This is a genomic window from Rugamonas sp. GW822-FHT03B10 (assembly GCF_058801745.1).
The window spans coordinates 67,478-84,544 of record NZ_JBXANP010000009.1; the positions used below are offsets into that span (position 1 = coordinate 67,478).

A 17,067-nucleotide genomic window follows, 5' to 3' on the forward strand; every position below is an offset into this window, starting at 1 on the left:
TTGCTTGAATTACTCGAACGGGTGACGCAGCACGATCGTCTCTTCGCGATCGGGGCCGGTCGACACCATGTCAACCGGCACGCCGACCAACTCTTCGATCCGTTTGATGTAGTTGCGGGCGGCGGCCGGCAGCGCGGCCAGCGACTTGGCGCCCACCGTGCTTTCCTTCCAACCCGGCATTTCCTCGTAGACGGGCACGCAACGCGCCGCCTCTTCCGCGCCGGACGGGAAGATGTCGACCGGCTGGCCGTCCACCGTGTAGCCGGTGCACAGCTTGAGCGACTCCAGGCCGTCGAGCACGTCCAGCTTGGTCAGGCACATGCCGGTCACGCCGTTGATCTGCACCGAACGGCGCAGCAGGGCCGCGTCGAACCAGCCGCAGCGACGGGCACGGCCCGTCACGGTGCCGAACTCGTGGCCCACTTGCGCCAGGTGGTGGCCGACGCCGGCGTCGGTCGGCAGTTCCGACGGGAACGGGCCGGAGCCGACGCGCGTCGTGTAGGCCTTGGTGATGCCCATGATGTAGTGCAGCATGCCCGGCCCCACGCCCGAACCGGCGGCGGCGTTGCCGGCCACGCAGTTGGACGAGGTGACGAACGGATAGGTGCCGTGGTCCACGTCCAGCAGCGAACCTTGGGCGCCTTCGAACAGCAGGTTGGCGCCGGCCTTGTGTGCTTTGTACAGCGCGCTCGAGACGTCGGTCACCATCGGGCGCAGGCGCGGCACGTAGGCCAGCGCGTCGTCCAGGGTCTTCTGGTAGTCGATCTTCGGCGCCTTCAGATAGTTTTCCAGCACGAAGTTATGGTAGTCGAGGTTCTCGGCCAGCTTCTCCGACAGGCGCTTTTCGCTCAGCAGGTCGGCGATGCGGATGGCGCGGCGCGCCACCTTGTCTTCGTAGGCCGGGCCGATGCCCTTGCCGGTGGTGCCGATCTTGGCGGCGCCACGGGCCGCTTCACGGGCCGCGTCCAGCGCTGCGTGGTAAGGCAGGATCACGGGGGCGGCGTCCGACACCTTCAGGCGCGACGCCACTTCCACGCCGACCGCTTCCAGCTTGTCGATCTCGCGCAGCACGTCCGGCACCGACACCACCACACCGTTACCGATGTAGCAGGCCACGCCGGGGCGCATGATGCCCGACGGGATCAGCTGCAGCGCCGTCTTCACGCCGCCGATGACCAGCGTATGGCCGGCGTTGTGGCCGCCCTGGAAACGCACCACACCTTGTGCATGATCGGTCAACCAGTCAACGATCTTGCCCTTACCTTCATCGCCCCACTGGGTGCCGATGACAACGACGTTCTTTGCCATATTTTTCTTTGACATCACACTTAACCTAAGTTTTTAAGAATCCAGTTACTACCATCATCGTCGAGCACCAGCGCGCGGTCGCACTCGAACTCGTCCTGTTCATTGCTGTGACCCGGCATGGACTGGATCACCACTTCGCCGGACTTGCGCAGCTCGGCGATTTTCTCTTTCAGCTCCGGCGCGTTACCCCACGGCGCGCGGATCGAATGCTTGCGTTCGGCCGTCGGCAGCAACCGCGCCAGTTCGCGCAGGTCGAGCGAGAAGCCGGTGGCCGGACGGGCGCGGCCGAAGGCCTCGCCCACGTGGTCGTAACGGCCGCCACGGGCCACGGCGTTGGGCAGGCCCGGCACGTACAGCGCGAACATGGCGCCGCTCTCGTACTGGTAGCCGCGCAGGTCGGCCAGGTCGATCGCCACCTCGGCGCGGCCGATGGCCGAACCGGCCAGCGCGGCCAGTTCCGCCAGCGCCTTGGCGATACCGGGCAGGTCGGGCAGCACATCGCGCGCCTTCTTGAGCACTTCCACGTCGCCGTACAGGTTGGGCAGCGCCAGCAGCGCGTCGCGCACCATCGGCGAGTAGTCGGCCGTCAGGTCGCGCAGGCCGGGAATGTCCTTGGCGCGCAGCAGCAGGTACAGGGCCGCCTCGTCGCGCACGGCGGCCGGGTCGCCGGCGATCAGCGAACGCAGCACGCCCACGTGGGACAGGTCCAGCCGCACGTCGTTGAAGCCGGCCAGGGCCAGCGAGGCCAGCGCCAGTTCCTGGATCTCGGCGTCCGCCTCCAGGCCGGCGTGGCCGTAGATCTCGGCGCCGATCTGCAGCGGTTCGCGGGTGGCGTGCAGGCCCGAGGGACGGGTGTGCAGCACGCTGCCGGCGTAGCACAGGCGGGTGACGGAGGCGCGGTTGAGCAGGTGGGCGTCGATGCGGGCCACCTGGGTCGTCATGTCGGCGCGCAGGCCCAGCATGCGGCCCGAGGCCGGATCGACCAGTTTGAAGGTGCGCTGGTCGGTGTCCTGCCCGGCGCCGGTGAGCAGCGACTCGACGTATTCGAGCAGCGGCGGCATCACCAGCTCGTAGCCGTACAGGCGGAAATTATCCAGCATCAGACGACGCAGTTCTTCGATCTTGCGTGCTTCCGACGGCAGGACGTCGGCGATATTCTCGGGCAGAAGCCAATTCGGCATGGGAAACTGGAGTCGGAAGTTAGTGAAATTTGAACAACGTGGCGCAATCGCGCAGCCATCAAGCGCAGAGCCGAACCTGATATTTTACGCGAAAATGCGCCGGGGAAGGAGGAAAATCACGCGGCGGACGGGGAAAACGGGGCCGGCCGGCTGTGCGCCGCGCCGGCCCCGTCACCGCCTTACTTCTTGCCGGCCGCGGCGCCCGCGCCTTTGAAATACTTGAAGAAGTCGGAATTGGAATCGATCACCATCACGTCGCCGTGGTTCTTGAAGGTGGCGCGATACGCTTCCAGGCTGCGGTAGAACTTGTAGAACTCGGGGTTCTTGCCGAACGCCTCGGCGTAGATCTGCGACGCCTTGGCGTCGCCTTCACCACGGATGGTCTCGGCCTGGCGGTAGGCTTCGGCCAGGATCACGGTGCGCTGCTTGTCGGCGTCGGCGCGGATCTTCTCCGAGTCGGCCGAGCCGGTCGAGCGCAGTTCGTTGGCCACGCGCACGCGCTCGGCCTTCATGCGGTCGTACACGGAGTTGTTGATCTGCTCCACGTAGTCGACCCGCTTCAGGCGCACGTCGATGATCTCGACGCCGATCTGGGACGCCTCCGTCACCACCTTGCCACGGATGGCTTCCATCACCTGGCCGCGCTGGCCGGAGATCACTTCGCGCACGGTGTGCTTGGTGATCTCCTCGTTCAGCGCCGCCTTGACGATCTGCGACATGCGGTCGCGCGCGCGGTTCTCGTCGCCGCCGAAGCTGACGAAGTACTTCTTGGGCTGGTCCTCGCCACGGCCGATGCGCCACTTGACGAAGGTGTCGACCAGGATGTTCATCTTCTCGGCCGTGATGAAGCGCTCGGCGTCGGGCGACTCGATGGTCATGATGCGGTTATCGAGGTACAGCACGTTCTGGAACGGCGGCGGCAGTTTGAAGTGCAGGCCCGGGGTGCGGATCACCTCCTTCACTTCGCCGAGCGCGAACACGATGGCGTAACGGCGCTGGTCGACCACGAACATGGTGGACGACAGCAGCATCAGGGCGATGAATCCGCCCACTACGATGGTAACGATACGATTCATTAGCGGCCCTCCCGTTCACGTGACGAATCGCGCGAACGGCTGTCGCGCTGACGGCTCATCTCCACCGTCGGCATCATGTCGGACGGCGTGGACGCCGCCGGTGCAGGCGCCGGCGCCGCCGTGGCGGCGGCCGCCTTGGCCGCTGCGGCGGCCGCGTCGGTGGCAGCCGCCTGGGCGATCAGTTTGTCGAGCGGCAGGTACAGCAGGTTGCTGCCGGACTTGGCGTCCACCATCACCTTGCTGGCGCTGGAGAAGATCTGCTGCATGGTCTCCAGGTACATGCGGTCGCGCGTGACGGCCGGCGCCTTCTGGTACTCGGCCAGCACCTGCTTGAAGCGGGCCGCGTTGCCGGCCGCGTTCTCGCTGACGGTGGCACGGTAGGCCTCGGCCTCCTGCACCAGGCGGAACGCCGCGCCGCGCGCCTTGGGCACCACGTCGTTGGCGTAGGCCTGGCCTTCGTTCTTCTGGCGCTCGCGGTCCTGGCCGGCCTTGACGGCGTCGTCGAACGCGCTCTGCACCTGCTCGGGCGGTTGCACGCCCTGCATGGTGACGTTGGTGATCTGGGCGCCGGTGGCGTAGCGGTCCAGGATGTGCTGCATCAGCTGCTGGGTCTCGAAGGCCACCTTCTCGCGGCCCTCGTACAGCACGAAGTCCATCTTGCTCTTGCCGACCACTTCGCGGATGGCCGTCTCGGCCACCTGGCGCACGGTGTCCTCGGGGTCGGCGTTGTTGAACTGCCAGGCCACCGGATCCTTCAGCGTGTACTGCACGGCGAACTGGATGTCGATGATGTTCTCGTCGTCGGTCAGCATCAGCGCCTCGCGCGACTGCTTGTTCTTGACGTTGCCACGGTAGCCCACTTCCACCGTGCGCACCTGCGACACCTTGACCGTCTCGTCGCTCTGGAACGGGTACGGCCAGCGCCAGTTGAAGCCGGCCGGCGTGGTGTGGCTGAATTTGCCGAACGTGAGCACCACCCCGGTCTGGCCTTCCTGCACGATGAACGAGCCGGAGGCCAGCCAGACCAGCGCCAGCACGGCGCCCACGGCGCCGGCCGTGATGCCCGCGCCCTTCATGTCGGGACGGGGGCCGGACGGCGTGCCGCCGCCGTCGGGACCCTTCTTCTGGCCGAAGAAGGCGTTCAGGCGCTGGTTGAAATCGCGCCACAGCTGATCGAGGTCGGGCGGTCCGTCGCCGGGCTTGTTGCCCTCCTGGGCGTGGCGGTTGCCGTCCTTCTTGTCAGCGCCCCAGCGGGGATCGTTGAGCGAGAGTTTCAGGCCCAGTCGTTGCATGAGAGTGGAGACACGCATACTTAATGTGATCCGACATGAGTGATGGTTGTTTTGCCTGGCGCGCCCTCGTCGGGGGCCAGGGTGTCGTCGTCCTGCAGATCCGGTTCATGCCCGTCGTCGCCGTCATCGTCGCCGGCGTCGGCCAGTTCGCCCTCATAGCGCGGGCGCGGCGGACGCGCGCCCGGCGCGGCCTTGGCCCATTCGACGATCGCCGCGCGCAGCAGATCGAGGCCGGCGCCGGTGCGGGCGCTGATGAAAACGCGGGAAATTTTATCATATTCATCACGCTCGACGGACGGCTCCAGCCCCGCCGCGTCGATCTTGTTCCAGACAAGGATCTGCGGAATATGATCGGCGCCGATCTCCTTGAGCACCAGGTTCACCTGCTCGATCTGCTCCATGCGCACCGGCGACGAGGCGTCCACCACGTGCAGCAGCAGATCGGCGTGGATGGTCTCCTCCAGCGTGGCGCGGAACGCCGCCACCAGCTGGTGCGGCAGTTCGCGCACGAAGCCGACCGTGTCGGAGATCACGACCTGGCCCACGTCCTCGCCCAGGTAGACACGGCGCGAGGTCGTGTCCAACGTGGCGAACAACTGGTTGGCCACGTACACGCCGGCCTTGGTGACGGCGTTGAACAGGGTCGATTTGCCGGCGTTGGTGTAGCCCACCAGCGAGATGGAGAAGGTCTGGGTACGCCCGCGCGCGCGGCGCTGGGTATCGTGCTGCTTGCGCAGCTTGTCGAGCCGGGCCCGCAGCGCTTTCACGCGCTCGCCGATCAGGCGGCGGTCCGTCTCGAGCTGGGTCTCACCGGGGCCGCGCAGGCCGATACCGCCCTTTTGCCGTTCCAGGTGGGTCCAGCCGCGGATCAGGCGCGTGGCCAGGTGCTGCAGCTGGGCCAGCTCCACCTGCAGCTTGCCCTCGTGGCTCTTGGCGCGCTGGGCGAAGATGTCGAGGATCAGGCTGGTGCGGTCGAGCACCCGCACGTTCAGGCGCTTCTCCAGGTTGCGTTGCTGGGCCGGCGACAGCGCGTGGTTGAAGATGACGATCTCGATCTGGTGATCGAGCACGGCCAGGCCGATCTCGTCGGCCTTGCCGCTGCCGACGAAATAGGCCGCGTCGGGACTGGAGCGCTTGGCCGTGATGGTCGTGACGGGTTCCGCCCCGGCCGACCGGGCCAGCAGTTGCAGTTCCTCGATGCTGGCGGCGAAGTCGCCCTGACCGAAGTCGATACCGACTAAAGCGGCGCGCATACGGCGGTCGGGCGAGTGAGCGGATGACGAGGTGGCAAGCGCTTATTCCGCGTCGGCTTCAATGTTCAGATTGACGGCGCGGGCCGGCACCACGGTCGAAATGGCGTGCTTGTACACCATCTGGGTCACGGTGTTACGCAGCAGCACCACGTACTGGTCGAACGATTCGATGTGACCCTGCAGCTTGATGCCGTTGACCAGGTAGATCGAGACAGGCACGTGCTCTTTGCGCAAGGCGTTGAGGAATGGGTCTTGTAACAGTTGCCCTTTGTTGCTCATAACAGCTCCGATTAATGTTGTAGTGTTTGAATTGGAGGCGGCACGCTGGTTTTCAAGTGCGGCTCAATATAAAAACAGGGTGCAAGCTTCACTCCCCCGCAGGGGAATCATGCCATGAAGCTACTGTAACCTGTTTTCGCACTTTCTGCAGGCCGCGCCAGCGCGTTTCGCCCTAATTTCTGTGCTTATTTCTGCGTTTTGGCAAATGGATTCTTGCCAGTGCGCAATTCAATGCGCAGCGGCGTGCCCACCAGCGAGAACGTGTCGCGGAAATGTTTTTCCAGGTAACGCTTGTACGGATCGCCCACCGCGTCCAGCGCATTGCCGTGGATCACGATCACGGGCGGGTTCATGCCGCCCTGGTGCGCATAGCGCAGCTTGGGTCGGATCGAACCCTTGCGGCGTGGCTCCTGCTTCTCCACGGCCTCGATCAGCGCGCGCGTCAGCTTGGGCGTGGACAGGTCGCACATGGCGGCCGCGTAGGCGGAATCGATCGACTTCATCAGCGGGCCGATGCCGGTCGCCTTCAGGGCCGAGATGAAATGGGTCTTGGCGAACGACAGGAAGTCGAGCTTGCGGTCGAGGTCGATCTTGATCTCGTCGCGGCGGTCCGACTGCAGGCCGTCCCACTTGTTGACGGCCACCACCAGCGCGCGGCCCGTTTCAAGCACGAAGCCGGCGATGTGGGCGTCCTGTTCGGAAATGTCCTGCTGGGCGTCCAGCAGCAGCACCACCACGTTGGCCTCCGAGATCGATTGCAGCGTCTTGACCACCGAGAATTTCTCGATCGCCTCGAACACCTTGCCGCGGCGGCGGATGCCGGCCGTGTCGATCAGCGTGTACAGCTTGCCGTCGCGCTCGAACGGGATCTCGATCGAATCGCGGGTGGTGCCCGGCATGTCGAACGCGATCACGCGCTGTTCGCCCACCAGGGTGTTGATCAGGGTCGACTTGCCCACGTTGGGGCGGCCGACGATGGCGATCTTGATGCCGTGGTCGGACGGCTCCAGCTCCTCGGGCTCCTCGGGGCGCTGGGCGAAGGCCAGGTTGAGCGCCTCCTCCACCAGGTCGGCCACGCCGTCGCCGTGGGCCGACGAGATGGCGTACGGATCGCCCAGGCCCAGTTCGTAGAAGTCCGACACCACGGCCGTGTAGCGCATGCCCTCGGACTTGTTCACCACCAGCAGCACCGGACGGCCGCTCTTGCGCAGGAAGTCGGTGATGGTCTTGTCGTGCGGCGTCAGGCCCTGGCGGCCGTCGACCAGGAACACGACGACGTCGGCCTCGGCCACGGCCTGCTTGGTCTGCAGGGCCATCTGGTGCATGATGCCTTCCTTGGCGACGGGTTCGAAACCGCCCGTGTCGATCACGAGGAAGGGACGTTCGCCGACACGGCCCTCGCCATAGTGACGATCGCGCGTCAACCCAGGCAAGTCCGCCACCAGCGCATCGCGCGAGCGGGTCAGACGATTGAATAAGGTCGATTTCCCAACATTGGGTCGACCCACTAGTGCGATTACCGGCTTCATTGTATTACTCGACCGCGATGGCGGTCACTGTCCCTGATTGGGTTTGAAAAATCAAATTCGCGCCCGCCACCACCGCCGCCGATTGTATCGGGCTGCCGTCGGTAGCGACGCGACCTATTAAAGCGCCATCTTCCCGCGACAGGAAGTGGATGTAACCCTGCAAGTCGCCGACCGCGACAGCGCGGCCGTACGACACAGGCGTGGACAGGCGGCGGTAGGCCAGCTTGTCCGTTTTCCAGGCGTTGGTGCCCGTCTCGCGGCTGTACGCGGCCAGCGCGCCCTGGTCGTCGGCGACGAACACGAAGCGCTGGTCGACGGCCACCCCGACGTCCGAGGACGCCGGCTTGGCCCAGTGCGGCACGCCGGTGGCCAGGTCGAAGCAGGCCACCCGGCCCTGGTAGGACACGGCGCACACGTCCTTGTCGTACACCACGGGCGCGCCGGCGATGTCGGTCACGCGCTCCAGTTCCGTCGCCCCGCGCGGCTCGCCCACCACCACCTCGAAGCGCGGCAGGCCGCCGGCCAGGGCCAGCGCCAGCAGCTTGCCGCCCGGCTGGGCCACATACACGTTCGGGCCGGCGATGGTCATGCCGGGCGCGTTGCGCAGCGTGAGCGCGGGCGTGGTGCGGGCCACGGACCAGCGCTTGACGCCGGTGGCCGCCTCATAGGCCGTGATCTGGTTGTCGACGCTGCGCACCACCACCACGTCCGTGCCCACCACGGGCGAGGACAGCACTTCGCTCGACGCCTGCGCCTTCCACAGCGGCTTGCCGTTGGCGTCGAACGCAAGGATAACACCCTTGGTCCCGCCCACCACGGTCACGTCGCCGTTGCTGCCCACGCCGGCCGTCAGGTCGGCGCCGGCCTTGACGCGCCACAGTTCCTTGCCGGTGGTCGCGTCGAGCCGCGCCACGGTGCCGCCGGCGTCGGCCACGTACACGTTGTTGCCCACCAGCGCGGGCGTGAACACGGCCTGGCCGGACGAGCCGAGCGAGTACTTCCACGCCGCGTGCGGCGACATGGTGGCCTTGAACTCGACCAGCGGCGCTGGCTGGTTCTTGGTTTCCTTCGACGAGAACAGCGAGCAGCCGGACATCAGCGCCAGCAGGCTCACTGCGATTACTTTTTGGGTGGTGCGCATAAATTTAACCTTGTTGGTACAGGTAAGGCATGAGGGACGGCGCGCCTGTCGCGCGCGTCCCCGCGAAGATGCTTACGCCGCGTCCTTGGCCGCGGGCACGGCGCCGCCGATGGCTTCGAACTTCAGCTCGATCAGCTGGCGGCCGGGGTTCTTCTTGTCGGTCGCATCCAGCGCGGCCTGGTAGGCGGCGCGGGCCTCGGCCAGCTTGTTCTGCGCGGCCAGCACGTCGCCCTTGCGGTCGGCGACGGCGCCGGCGAACTGCGGCGCGGTGACGGTGGCGAGCACCTTGAGCGCCTCGTCGTAACCCTTCTCGTCCAGCAGCACGCCGGCCAGGCGCAGCTTGGCCACCGACTTGGTTTCATCGTCGCCGTGCTCGGACGCCCATTGCAGCTGGGCCTTGGCCGACTTCAGATCATTGGCGTCGAACGCGCTCTTGGCGGCCAGCAGCGCACCCATGGGCGCGTAGGCGGTGCCGGCGAAGCGGCTTTCCATGTCGCCGGCGGCGCGCAGCACCTTGGCCGCGTCCTTGGCATCGACGGCGTGCTGCAGCTCGTCGTACAGGGCCGACGCCTGGGCCGCCTGGCTGCGCTGGTAGTAGTTCCAGCCGGTCCAGCCCGAGTAGGCGGCCAGGCCCGCGATCAGCACCCACGAGGTCAGGTTGCCATACTGATTCCACCACGCTTTGAGGGAAGCAAGTTGTTCTTGTTCTTCGAGATCGTATGCCATGAATTTAAGTCAGGTTGGGGTTGTAAAGGTTAATCGGTACCGTTCAATACAGCTCAGTGATTGCAGTTCTCGTCGTGCACGTGATAGTGGCCGCCGTCGCTGGTGATCTGCTCGACCAGGAAGTCCACCACCTCATCGAACGGCACGGTCGATTGCTGCTGCTCGCCCTCGGCCGCGCGCATGGCCTTGACGCTGGCCGTGTGGTTGGCCACTTCGTCCTCGCCGATGATGACGGCGAAGGCGGCGCCGCTGCCGTCGGCCTTCTTCATCTGCGACTTGAAACTGCCGGCGCCGGCGGCCGTGGAGGCGTGCATGACCACGTCCAGGCCGGCGTCGCGGATACGCTCGCCCAGCACGAACGCCTGCAGCTGCGCCGCCTCGCCCTGGTGCACCAGGTACACGTCGCACTGGTTCGGCTGTTCCGGCTCGCCCTCTTCCTTCATCAGTTCCAGCAGGCGTTCGATGCCCATGGCGAAACCGACGGCCGGCGTCGGCTTGCCGCCGAAGCTGGCGATCAGCGGATCGTAACGGCCGCCCGCGCACACGGTGCCCTGCGAACCCAGTTGGTCCGTCACCCACTCGAACACGGTGCGGTTGTAGTAATCGAGGCCGCGCACCAGGCGGGTGTTGATGGTGTACGGGATGTTGTTGTGGTCGAGGATCTTGCGCACGCCGTTGAAGTGGGCCAGCGATTCCTCGCCCAGGTAGTCGAGCAGCTTGGGCGCGTTGTTGACCATCTCCTGCATGGCGGGATTTTTGGTGTCGAGGATGCGCAGCGGGTTGCTGTGCAGGCGGCGCTTGGCCTCGGCGTCCAGCAGCGCCTCGTGCGACTCCAGGTAGGCGATCAGGTCCACGCGGTGGCGCGCGCGCTCCTCGGCGTCGCCGATCGAGTTCAGTTCCAGGCGGATGTTCTGCAGCCCCAGGTCGTCCCACAGGCGGCGGCACAGCATGATCAGCTCGGCGTCGATGTCCGGGCCGTTGAAGCCCACGGCCTCGCAGCCGAACTGGTAGAACTGGCGGTAGCGGCCGCGCTGCGGACGCTCGTGGCGGAACATGGGGCCCGTGTACCACAGGCGCTTGGGGCCTTCGTAGACGAGGTTATGCTCGATCACGGCGCGCACCACGCCGGCCGTGCCTTCCGGGCGCAGCGTGAGCTGGTCGCCGTTCATGGAATCGGTGAACGAGTACATCTCCTTTTCCACGATGTCGGTCACGGCGCCGATGGCGCGCGCGAACAGGCCCGTGTTCTCCAGGATGGGGGTGCGGATCTGCTGGAAGCCATAGCTCTGCACCACCGACTGCGCGGTGTTCTGGAACAGTTCCCACAGGTGGGCGTCGGCCGGCAGGATGTCGTTCATGCCTTTGACGGCGACGATTTTTTCAGCTTTTTTGTTTTCGGACATTGCGATCTTCTTCTAGCTTAGCTCAGGCAGCCACGGTCTTGCCGTAATTGGTCTGCACGTAATTCAATACGATGGTCTGGAATTCCTCGACGATGCGCTCGCCGCGCAGCGTGGCCACCTTCTGGCCGTCGACGAACACCGGCGCGGCCGGCGATTCGCCCGTGCCGGGCAGGCTGATGCCGATGTTGGCGTGCTTCGATTCGCCGGGGCCGTTGACGATGCAACCCATCACGGCCACGTTCATCGCCTCCACGCCCGGATAGGTCTTTTTCCATTCCGGCATCTGCTCGCGCAGATAGGTCTGGATGTTGTCGGCCAGTTCCTGGAACGTGGTCGAGGTGGTGCGGCCGCAGCCGGGGCAGGCGATCACCATCGGCGTGAACTTGCGCAGGCCCATGGTCTGCAAAATCTCCTGGCCCACCACCACTTCCTTGGTGCGGTCGCCGCCCGGTTCCGGCGTGAGCGAGATGCGGATGGTGTCGCCGATGCCCTCCTGCAGCAGCACCGACAGCGCTGCCGTCGAGGCGACGATGCCCTTGCTGCCCATGCCGGCCTCGGTCAGACCCAGGTGCAGCGGGTAGTCGCAGCGGCGCGCCAGTTCGCGGTACACGGCGATCAGGTCCTGCACGCCCGACACCTTGCACGACAGGATGATCTTGTCGCGGCCCAGGCCCAGTTCCTCGGCGCGCACGGCGTTCTCGATGGCGGAGGTGATCAGCGCCTCGTACATCACGGCCTGCGCGCTCCACGGCTCGGCGCGGCCCGCGTTCTCGTCCATGATGCGCGCCAGCAGCGCCTGATCCAGGCTGCCCCAGTTGACGCCGATGCGCACCGGCTTGTCGTAGCGGGCCGCCACCTCGATCATCTGGGCGAACTGGCTGTCGCGCTTGGCGCCCTTGCCCACGTTGCCGGGATTGATGCGGTACTTGGCCAGCGCCTTGGCGCACTCGGGATACTCGTTCAGCAGCGTGTGGCCGTTGTAGTGGAAGTCGCCCACCAGCGGCACGTCGATCTCCATCTTGTCGAGCTGCTCGCGGATGTAGGGCACGGCGGCGGCCGCTTCCGGCTTGTCCACCGTCAGGCGCACCAGTTCGGAACCGGCGCGGGCCAGCTCCTTGATCTGGATCGCCGTCGCGATCACGTCGGCCGTGTCGGTGTTGGTCATCGACTGCACCACCACGGGCGCGTCGCCGCCGACCCACACCTGGCGGGCGCCGTGGGCCACCAGCACGCGGCGGCTGGCGCGGCGCGCGGACGGACCGGAAGGAATGGCTGTTTGCGTAGTCGTAGTAGACATGGGTGTTCTGATTGTGTTCGGTAAGACGCGATTACTTGATGTTCACGCGCGAGATCGTGCCGCCCGGCACGGCCGGCAGCGCCAGCGGCGAGCCGCCCAGCGTCGCTTCCACGCCGGCCGGTTTGCCGACGATGAGCAGGGCCGGATCGGCGATGTCGAAGGTCTCCGTCGCGCCGGCCTTGACCAGACGCGAAATGAGCGGCGACTTGCCGGGACGGCGGATTTCAATCCACGAATCCTGGGTCACCTTCAGCACCAGCGCGTGGCCGCTGGCGGCGGCCGGCGCGGGCGTGGCGGCGGGCGCGGGCGCCGGTGCCGCAGGGGCGGTGGCGGCGAAGGGCGCGGTGGCCGGCGGCGTCACCGGCGCGGGCGCCGGGTTCGCGGCGGCGGCACCGGCAACACCTGCGCCGGCGCCGGGCGACCCGGCGGCCGGCGTGCCGCCCTGCGGTGGCACGGAAATCAGCGGCACGGACGGCGACTGCATGGGCGCCGTTTCCTGGCCCGGCTTGACCAGCGTGGTCTCGATCGACGCCGCCGCATCGGCGGCCTTCTCGGCCACGGCCGGGGCGGCGACGGTGGCGCCATCCTTGGCCTGGCCCAGCATGCCCGGCGCGATCAGGCCGGCGTGATAGGCGTAGGCGCCGGCGGCGGCCACCACCACGGCCGCACCGGCGGCGATCATCCAGCCGGCCGGCTTGGACGAGCGCTCCGTCAGCGACGGGAAGCGCGACTCCGAGAACGTGGGCGAGCGCTCGCGGCGCGGCGGCGCGGCTTCGTGGCTGGTGGGCGAGACCACTTCGATCATGGCCACCAGCGGCGTGGCGTCTATCTTCAGCACTTTGGCGTAGGCGCGCACGAAACCGCGCACCACGGCCATGTTGGGCAGCGACGCGTAGTCGCCCTTCTCCAGCGCGATCACCTGGCGCGGCGCCAGTTTCAGCTGATCGGCGATCTGTTCGATCGTCCAGCCGGCCGCTTCACGGGCGGCGGCCAGTTGTACTCCGGGCGTGGCCAGGTTGCTGCCCTGGTCTTTTGGCGGTTCAGCCCACTCTGAATTCATTGGTACCCCTGTTTCACTCATCAAACGCCCCACGTTGATACGCAGCATACTCGACCGAACCGGCGTGGTGGCGCCGCAATTGCGTCGCCCAGCCAGCTTCCGCGTCCTTGTCGCCAAGCTTATGCTGCACCTTAATCGCGAGCCACAGCACATCGGCCGTCATGCTCTCCATCTTTGCTAACTTGCCCAGCCGGGTAATGAAAAAACCGGCACGGGGATAATCGCCCCGCGCGTAGTAGACCTGCGCCAGGTTGGCGTTGGTCGCGGCCAGGTCGGGCGTGAGCTGCAAGGCGCGCAGCAGGTAGTTCTCCGCCGTCGCGACATCCTTGATCTTCAGCGCGCAGGATCCGGCGTTGTTGAGCGCCTTGTCCGGCGACTTGTAGGCCGGGTTGGCCAGGGCCAGCTCGAAGTGCTTGAGCGCCTCGGGCACGCGGCCGTGCTCGCACAGGAACGAGCCGTAATTGTTGGCCAACTCGGGATTGCGCGGCGCCAGCTTGAGCGCGTGCACGAAGTTATCCTCGGCCAGCGCCGTCTCGCCCATGGCCATGTAGATCAGCGCGCGCATGCCGTAGGCGTCCACGTACTGGGGATCGGCCGCCAGCGCCAGCTTCACCTCGTCGAGCGCCACCGCGTACTGGCCCTGCTCGTAGTAGCCCACGGCCAGCTGCATGCGGATGCTTGCGCGGCGCTGCACCGGCGTCTGGTCCGACGCCGTCTGCAGCTCCTCCTTGCCACTGTTGCCCGGACCGGCGGCACAGCCGGCCAGCATCGCCGCCAGCGCCAGGGCGGACAGCAACGGACGGCGGCGGCGGGTCTGGGGTGTCATCAGGAACGGATCTCCACGATCTTGCCGAAGTCGGCGCCGAACTTCTGCTGGTATTCGGCCATTTTCTCCATGCGCTCCTGGACCCGGGTGCGGTCCTGCACCTCGCCGGCCAGTTGGCCGCAGGCGGCGTCGATATCGTCGCCGCGCGTCTTGCGGATGGTGGTGACGATGCCGGCGTCCATCAGGATCTGGGCGAAGGCCTTGATGCGCGGATTCTTCGAGCGGAACAGGCCCGATTCCGGGAACGGGTTGAACGGGATCAGGTTGAACTTGCAGTTCACGCCGTGCTGGCGGTCCTGCACCAGGGCCACCAGCTCGCGCGCGTGTTCGTCGGTGTCGTTGAAACCGTCGAGCATGCAGTACTCGAAGGTGATGAAGTCGCGCGGCGCGAATTCCAGGTAGCGCTTGCAGGCGGCCAGCAGCTCCTTCAACGGGTATTTTTTATTGAGCGGCACCAGGCCGTCGCGCAGCGCGTCGTTCGACGCGTGCAGCGACACGGCCAGCGCCACCGGCACTTCCTGCGACAGCTTGTCCATCATCGGCACCACGCCGGAGGTCGACAACGTGACCCGGCGGCGCGACAGGCCGTAGGCGTTATCGTCCAGCATCAGCTTGAGGGCCGTGACGGTCGGCTCGAAGTTCAGCAGCGGCTCGCCCATGCCCATCATCACCACGTTGGTGATCTGGCGTTCGCCCCTGGGGCCGGGCTCGATGCCCTTGGTGCGGCGCAGTTCGAATTCGGCCATCCACAGCTGGCCGATGATCTCGCCCACCGTCAGGTTGCGGTTGAAGCCCTGCTTGCCCGTGGAGCAGAAACGGCAGTTGACGGCGCAGCCGGCCTGGGTCGAGATGCACAGCGTGCCGCGGTTGTCCTCCGGGATGTACACGGTTTCCACGGCGTTGCCGTTGCCCACGTCCACCAGCCACTTGCGGGTGCCGTCGGACGAGGTGTGGTCGCTGATGACGGCCGGCGCGCGCACTTCGGCGCGCGTCTTGAGCTTGTCGCGCAGCGACTTGGCCAGGTCCGTCATCGAGTCGAAATCGGCGGCGCCGAACTGGTGGATCCAGCGCTGCAGTTGTTTGGCGCGGAACGGCTTCTCTCCCAACCCGGCGCAATAGGCGATGAGCTGCGCGGGATCCAGGTCCAGCAAGTTGGTGAGGGTCGTGTCCATAATCTTGTTCAATGCAATTCCAATCAATCCGTCCCCGCCGGAGCGGGAACGGGGTACATCAGCGGCGGCGCCGCACGCGGCGCGCGCCAGGCGTTCAATTAACGCGAGTAGACGTTCAGTGCTGGGAAGAAGTAAGCGATTTCATTCGCAGCGGCTTCCACGCCGTCCGAACCGTGCACGGCGTTGGCGTCGATCGAGTCGGCGAAATCGGCGCGGATGGTGCCTTTTTCAGCTTTCTTCGGATCGGTGGCGCCCATCAGGTCGCGGTGGGCCAGCACGGCGTTTTCGCCTTCCAGCACCTGGATCATGACAGGACCGGACACCATGAAGTCCACCAGATCCTTGAAGAAACCGCGCTCTTTGTGCGCAGCGTAGAAGCCTTCAGCGTCGGCGCGCGACAGCAGGGTCATGCGGGCTGCGACGATTTTCAGGCCAGCGCCTTCGAAACGGCTGTAGATTTGGCCGATGACGTTTTTAGCGACTGCGTCTGGTTTGATGATCGACAGGGTGCGTTCGATTGCCATTTAAAAAACTCCAATAAAAAGAAAGGTTTAAAACAAGTATTGATAACTCAATCAACCTTTGATTTTACCATAGAACACCCCATATAACGGATATTGCAAGGCGAGAGCGCGCCGCGGGCCCGTTCCGGTGAAATTTAAGTCTCGCTTAAGCATCTGGCCGGGCCAATTTTGCGCGATTTTCCCCCAGCATGCTATGCTTTTATCACGGCGCGCACTGTGCGCCATGAACACCAATGAATCGGAGGCACTATGAATCAAATGCAAAACACCTATGACTATGCCGGCGGCAGCCAGGCGGTCCGCCACAATGTGCTGCGCAACACCTACTGGCTGTTGGCGCTGTCGATGGTGCCGACCGTGCTGGGCGCGTTCATCGGCGTGGCCTTCCACGTGCCGATGCTGGGCGGCGGCCTGGGTGCCCTGCTGTTCCTGGGGATCGCGTTCGGCTTCATCTGGGGCATCGAGCGCAACAAGGACAGCGGCCTGGGCGTGGCGCTGCTGCTCGGCTTCACGTTCTTCATGGGGCTGATGCTCACCCCCATCCTGTCGCGCACGCTCGGCTACGGCAACGGCGGCTTCCTGATCATGACCGCGTTCGGCGGCACGGCCAGCGTATTCGCCGTGATGGCCAGTGTGGCCACCGTGTCCAAGCGCGACTTCTCGGGTCTGGGCAAATGGCTGTTCGCCGGCGTGATCGTGCTGATCGTCGCCTCGCTGGCCAACATCTTCCTGGGCCTGTCGGCGCTGGCCATCACCATCTCCGTGATCGCGATCGCCATCTTCTCGGCCTACATCCTGTATGACGTGCAGCAGATCGTCAACGGCGGCGAGACCAACTACATCCGCGCCACGCTGGCCATCTACCTCGACGTGTACAACATCTTCGTCAACCTGCTGTCGCTGCTGGGCATCTTCGGCGGCAACCGCGACTAAGCAAGCAACGCCCCCGAAACCGGGGTCAGGTCATGCCCTCGCGCAATTTGCGTGAAGGCATGACCTG

At 65.8% G+C, this 17,067-nt stretch carries 16 protein-coding genes; 1 reads left to right on the plus strand and 15 read right to left on the minus strand.

All coding sequences use genetic code 11. The features are described from left to right. Positions 1-9: 9 nt before the first annotated feature. The 15 genes from AC1RQG_RS16105 to ndk all read right to left on the minus strand — a co-directional run bounded on the left by AC1RQG_RS16105 (position 10) and on the right by ndk (position 16,067). A complete protein-coding gene (locus tag AC1RQG_RS16105) occupies positions 10-1,323 on the minus strand; it encodes an adenylosuccinate synthase (protein WP_182166108.1) in 1,314 nt (437 codons plus the stop codon). A 5-nt stretch (positions 1,324-1,328) separates the two neighbouring features. Further along, complete coding sequence (locus AC1RQG_RS16110; protein ID WP_493133026.1) at positions 1,329-2,489, minus strand: ATP phosphoribosyltransferase regulatory subunit; 1,161 nt, start codon at positions 2,487-2,489, stop codon at positions 1,329-1,331. Between the two features lie 179 nt (positions 2,490-2,668). Further along, entirely contained in the window at positions 2,669-3,565 is an 897-nt protein-coding gene (hflC, locus tag AC1RQG_RS16115) for a protease modulator HflC (RefSeq protein ID WP_493133027.1), read from the minus strand. Next, positions 3,565-4,875 carry an FtsH protease activity modulator HflK gene (hflK, locus tag AC1RQG_RS16120; protein ID WP_493133028.1) on the minus strand — a complete coding sequence of 437 codons (1,311 nt, stop codon included), beginning with the start codon at positions 4,873-4,875 and terminating at the stop codon, positions 3,565-3,567. Before hflK ends, hflC begins: the two co-directional genes overlap by 1 nt. 2 nt (positions 4,876-4,877) lie before the next feature. Further along, positions 4,878-6,110 carry a GTPase HflX gene (hflX, locus tag AC1RQG_RS16125; protein ID WP_493133029.1) on the minus strand — a complete coding sequence of 411 codons (1,233 nt, stop codon included), beginning with the start codon at positions 6,108-6,110 and terminating at the stop codon, positions 4,878-4,880. 42 nt (positions 6,111-6,152) lie between these two features. Continuing rightward, complete coding sequence (gene hfq / locus AC1RQG_RS16130) at positions 6,153-6,389, minus strand: RNA chaperone Hfq (RefSeq protein ID WP_182155148.1); 237 nt, start codon at positions 6,387-6,389, stop codon at positions 6,153-6,155. Between the two features lie 185 nt (positions 6,390-6,574). After that, on the minus strand, positions 6,575-7,918 hold the full coding sequence (gene der / locus AC1RQG_RS16135; protein WP_493133030.1) for a ribosome biogenesis GTPase Der: 1,344 nt from the start codon (positions 7,916-7,918) through the stop codon (positions 6,575-6,577). A 4-nt stretch (positions 7,919-7,922) separates the two neighbouring features. Beyond that, positions 7,923-9,059 carry an outer membrane protein assembly factor BamB gene (gene bamB, locus AC1RQG_RS16140; protein ID WP_493133031.1) on the minus strand — a complete coding sequence of 379 codons (1,137 nt, stop codon included), beginning with the start codon at positions 9,057-9,059 and terminating at the stop codon, positions 7,923-7,925. Positions 9,060-9,131: 72 nt separating this feature from the next. After that, complete coding sequence (locus tag AC1RQG_RS16145) at positions 9,132-9,785, minus strand: YfgM family protein (RefSeq protein WP_493133032.1); 654 nt, start codon at positions 9,783-9,785, stop codon at positions 9,132-9,134. Positions 9,786-9,838: 53 nt separating this feature from the next. Further along, the gene (hisS, locus tag AC1RQG_RS16150) at positions 9,839-11,188 is read right to left on the minus strand and encodes a histidine--tRNA ligase (RefSeq protein WP_493133033.1); all 1,350 of its coding nucleotides are present in this window, start codon (positions 11,186-11,188) and stop codon (positions 9,839-9,841) included. A 22-nt stretch (positions 11,189-11,210) separates the two neighbouring features. Then, positions 11,211-12,485, minus strand: a complete 1,275-nt coding sequence (gene ispG, locus AC1RQG_RS16155; protein ID WP_493133034.1) for a flavodoxin-dependent (E)-4-hydroxy-3-methylbut-2-enyl-diphosphate synthase — start codon at positions 12,483-12,485, stop codon at positions 11,211-11,213. A gap of 31 nt (positions 12,486-12,516) precedes the next feature. Beyond that, positions 12,517-13,545 carry a RodZ domain-containing protein gene (locus AC1RQG_RS16160; protein WP_493133035.1) on the minus strand — a complete coding sequence of 343 codons (1,029 nt, stop codon included), beginning with the start codon at positions 13,543-13,545 and terminating at the stop codon, positions 12,517-12,519. 13 nt (positions 13,546-13,558) lie between these two features. Beyond that, entirely contained in the window at positions 13,559-14,371 is an 813-nt protein-coding gene (gene pilW / locus AC1RQG_RS16165) for a type IV pilus biogenesis/stability protein PilW (protein WP_493133036.1), read from the minus strand. After that, positions 14,371-15,543 (minus strand): dual-specificity RNA methyltransferase RlmN, encoded by a 1,173-nt coding sequence (rlmN, locus tag AC1RQG_RS16170; protein ID WP_493133168.1) that lies wholly within the window; start codon positions 15,541-15,543, stop codon positions 14,371-14,373. Before rlmN ends, pilW begins: the two co-directional genes overlap by 1 nt. 98 nt (positions 15,544-15,641) lie before the next feature. Further along, a complete protein-coding gene (gene ndk, locus AC1RQG_RS16175) occupies positions 15,642-16,067 on the minus strand; it encodes a nucleoside-diphosphate kinase (RefSeq protein WP_182167022.1) in 426 nt (141 codons plus the stop codon). Positions 16,068-16,316: 249 nt separating this feature from the next. Here ndk and AC1RQG_RS16180 point away from each other — a divergent pair, with 249 nt between their 5' ends. Continuing rightward, entirely contained in the window at positions 16,317-17,000 is a 684-nt protein-coding gene (locus AC1RQG_RS16180) for a Bax inhibitor-1/YccA family protein (RefSeq protein ID WP_493133037.1), read from the plus strand. Positions 17,001-17,067: the final 67 nt, after the last annotated feature.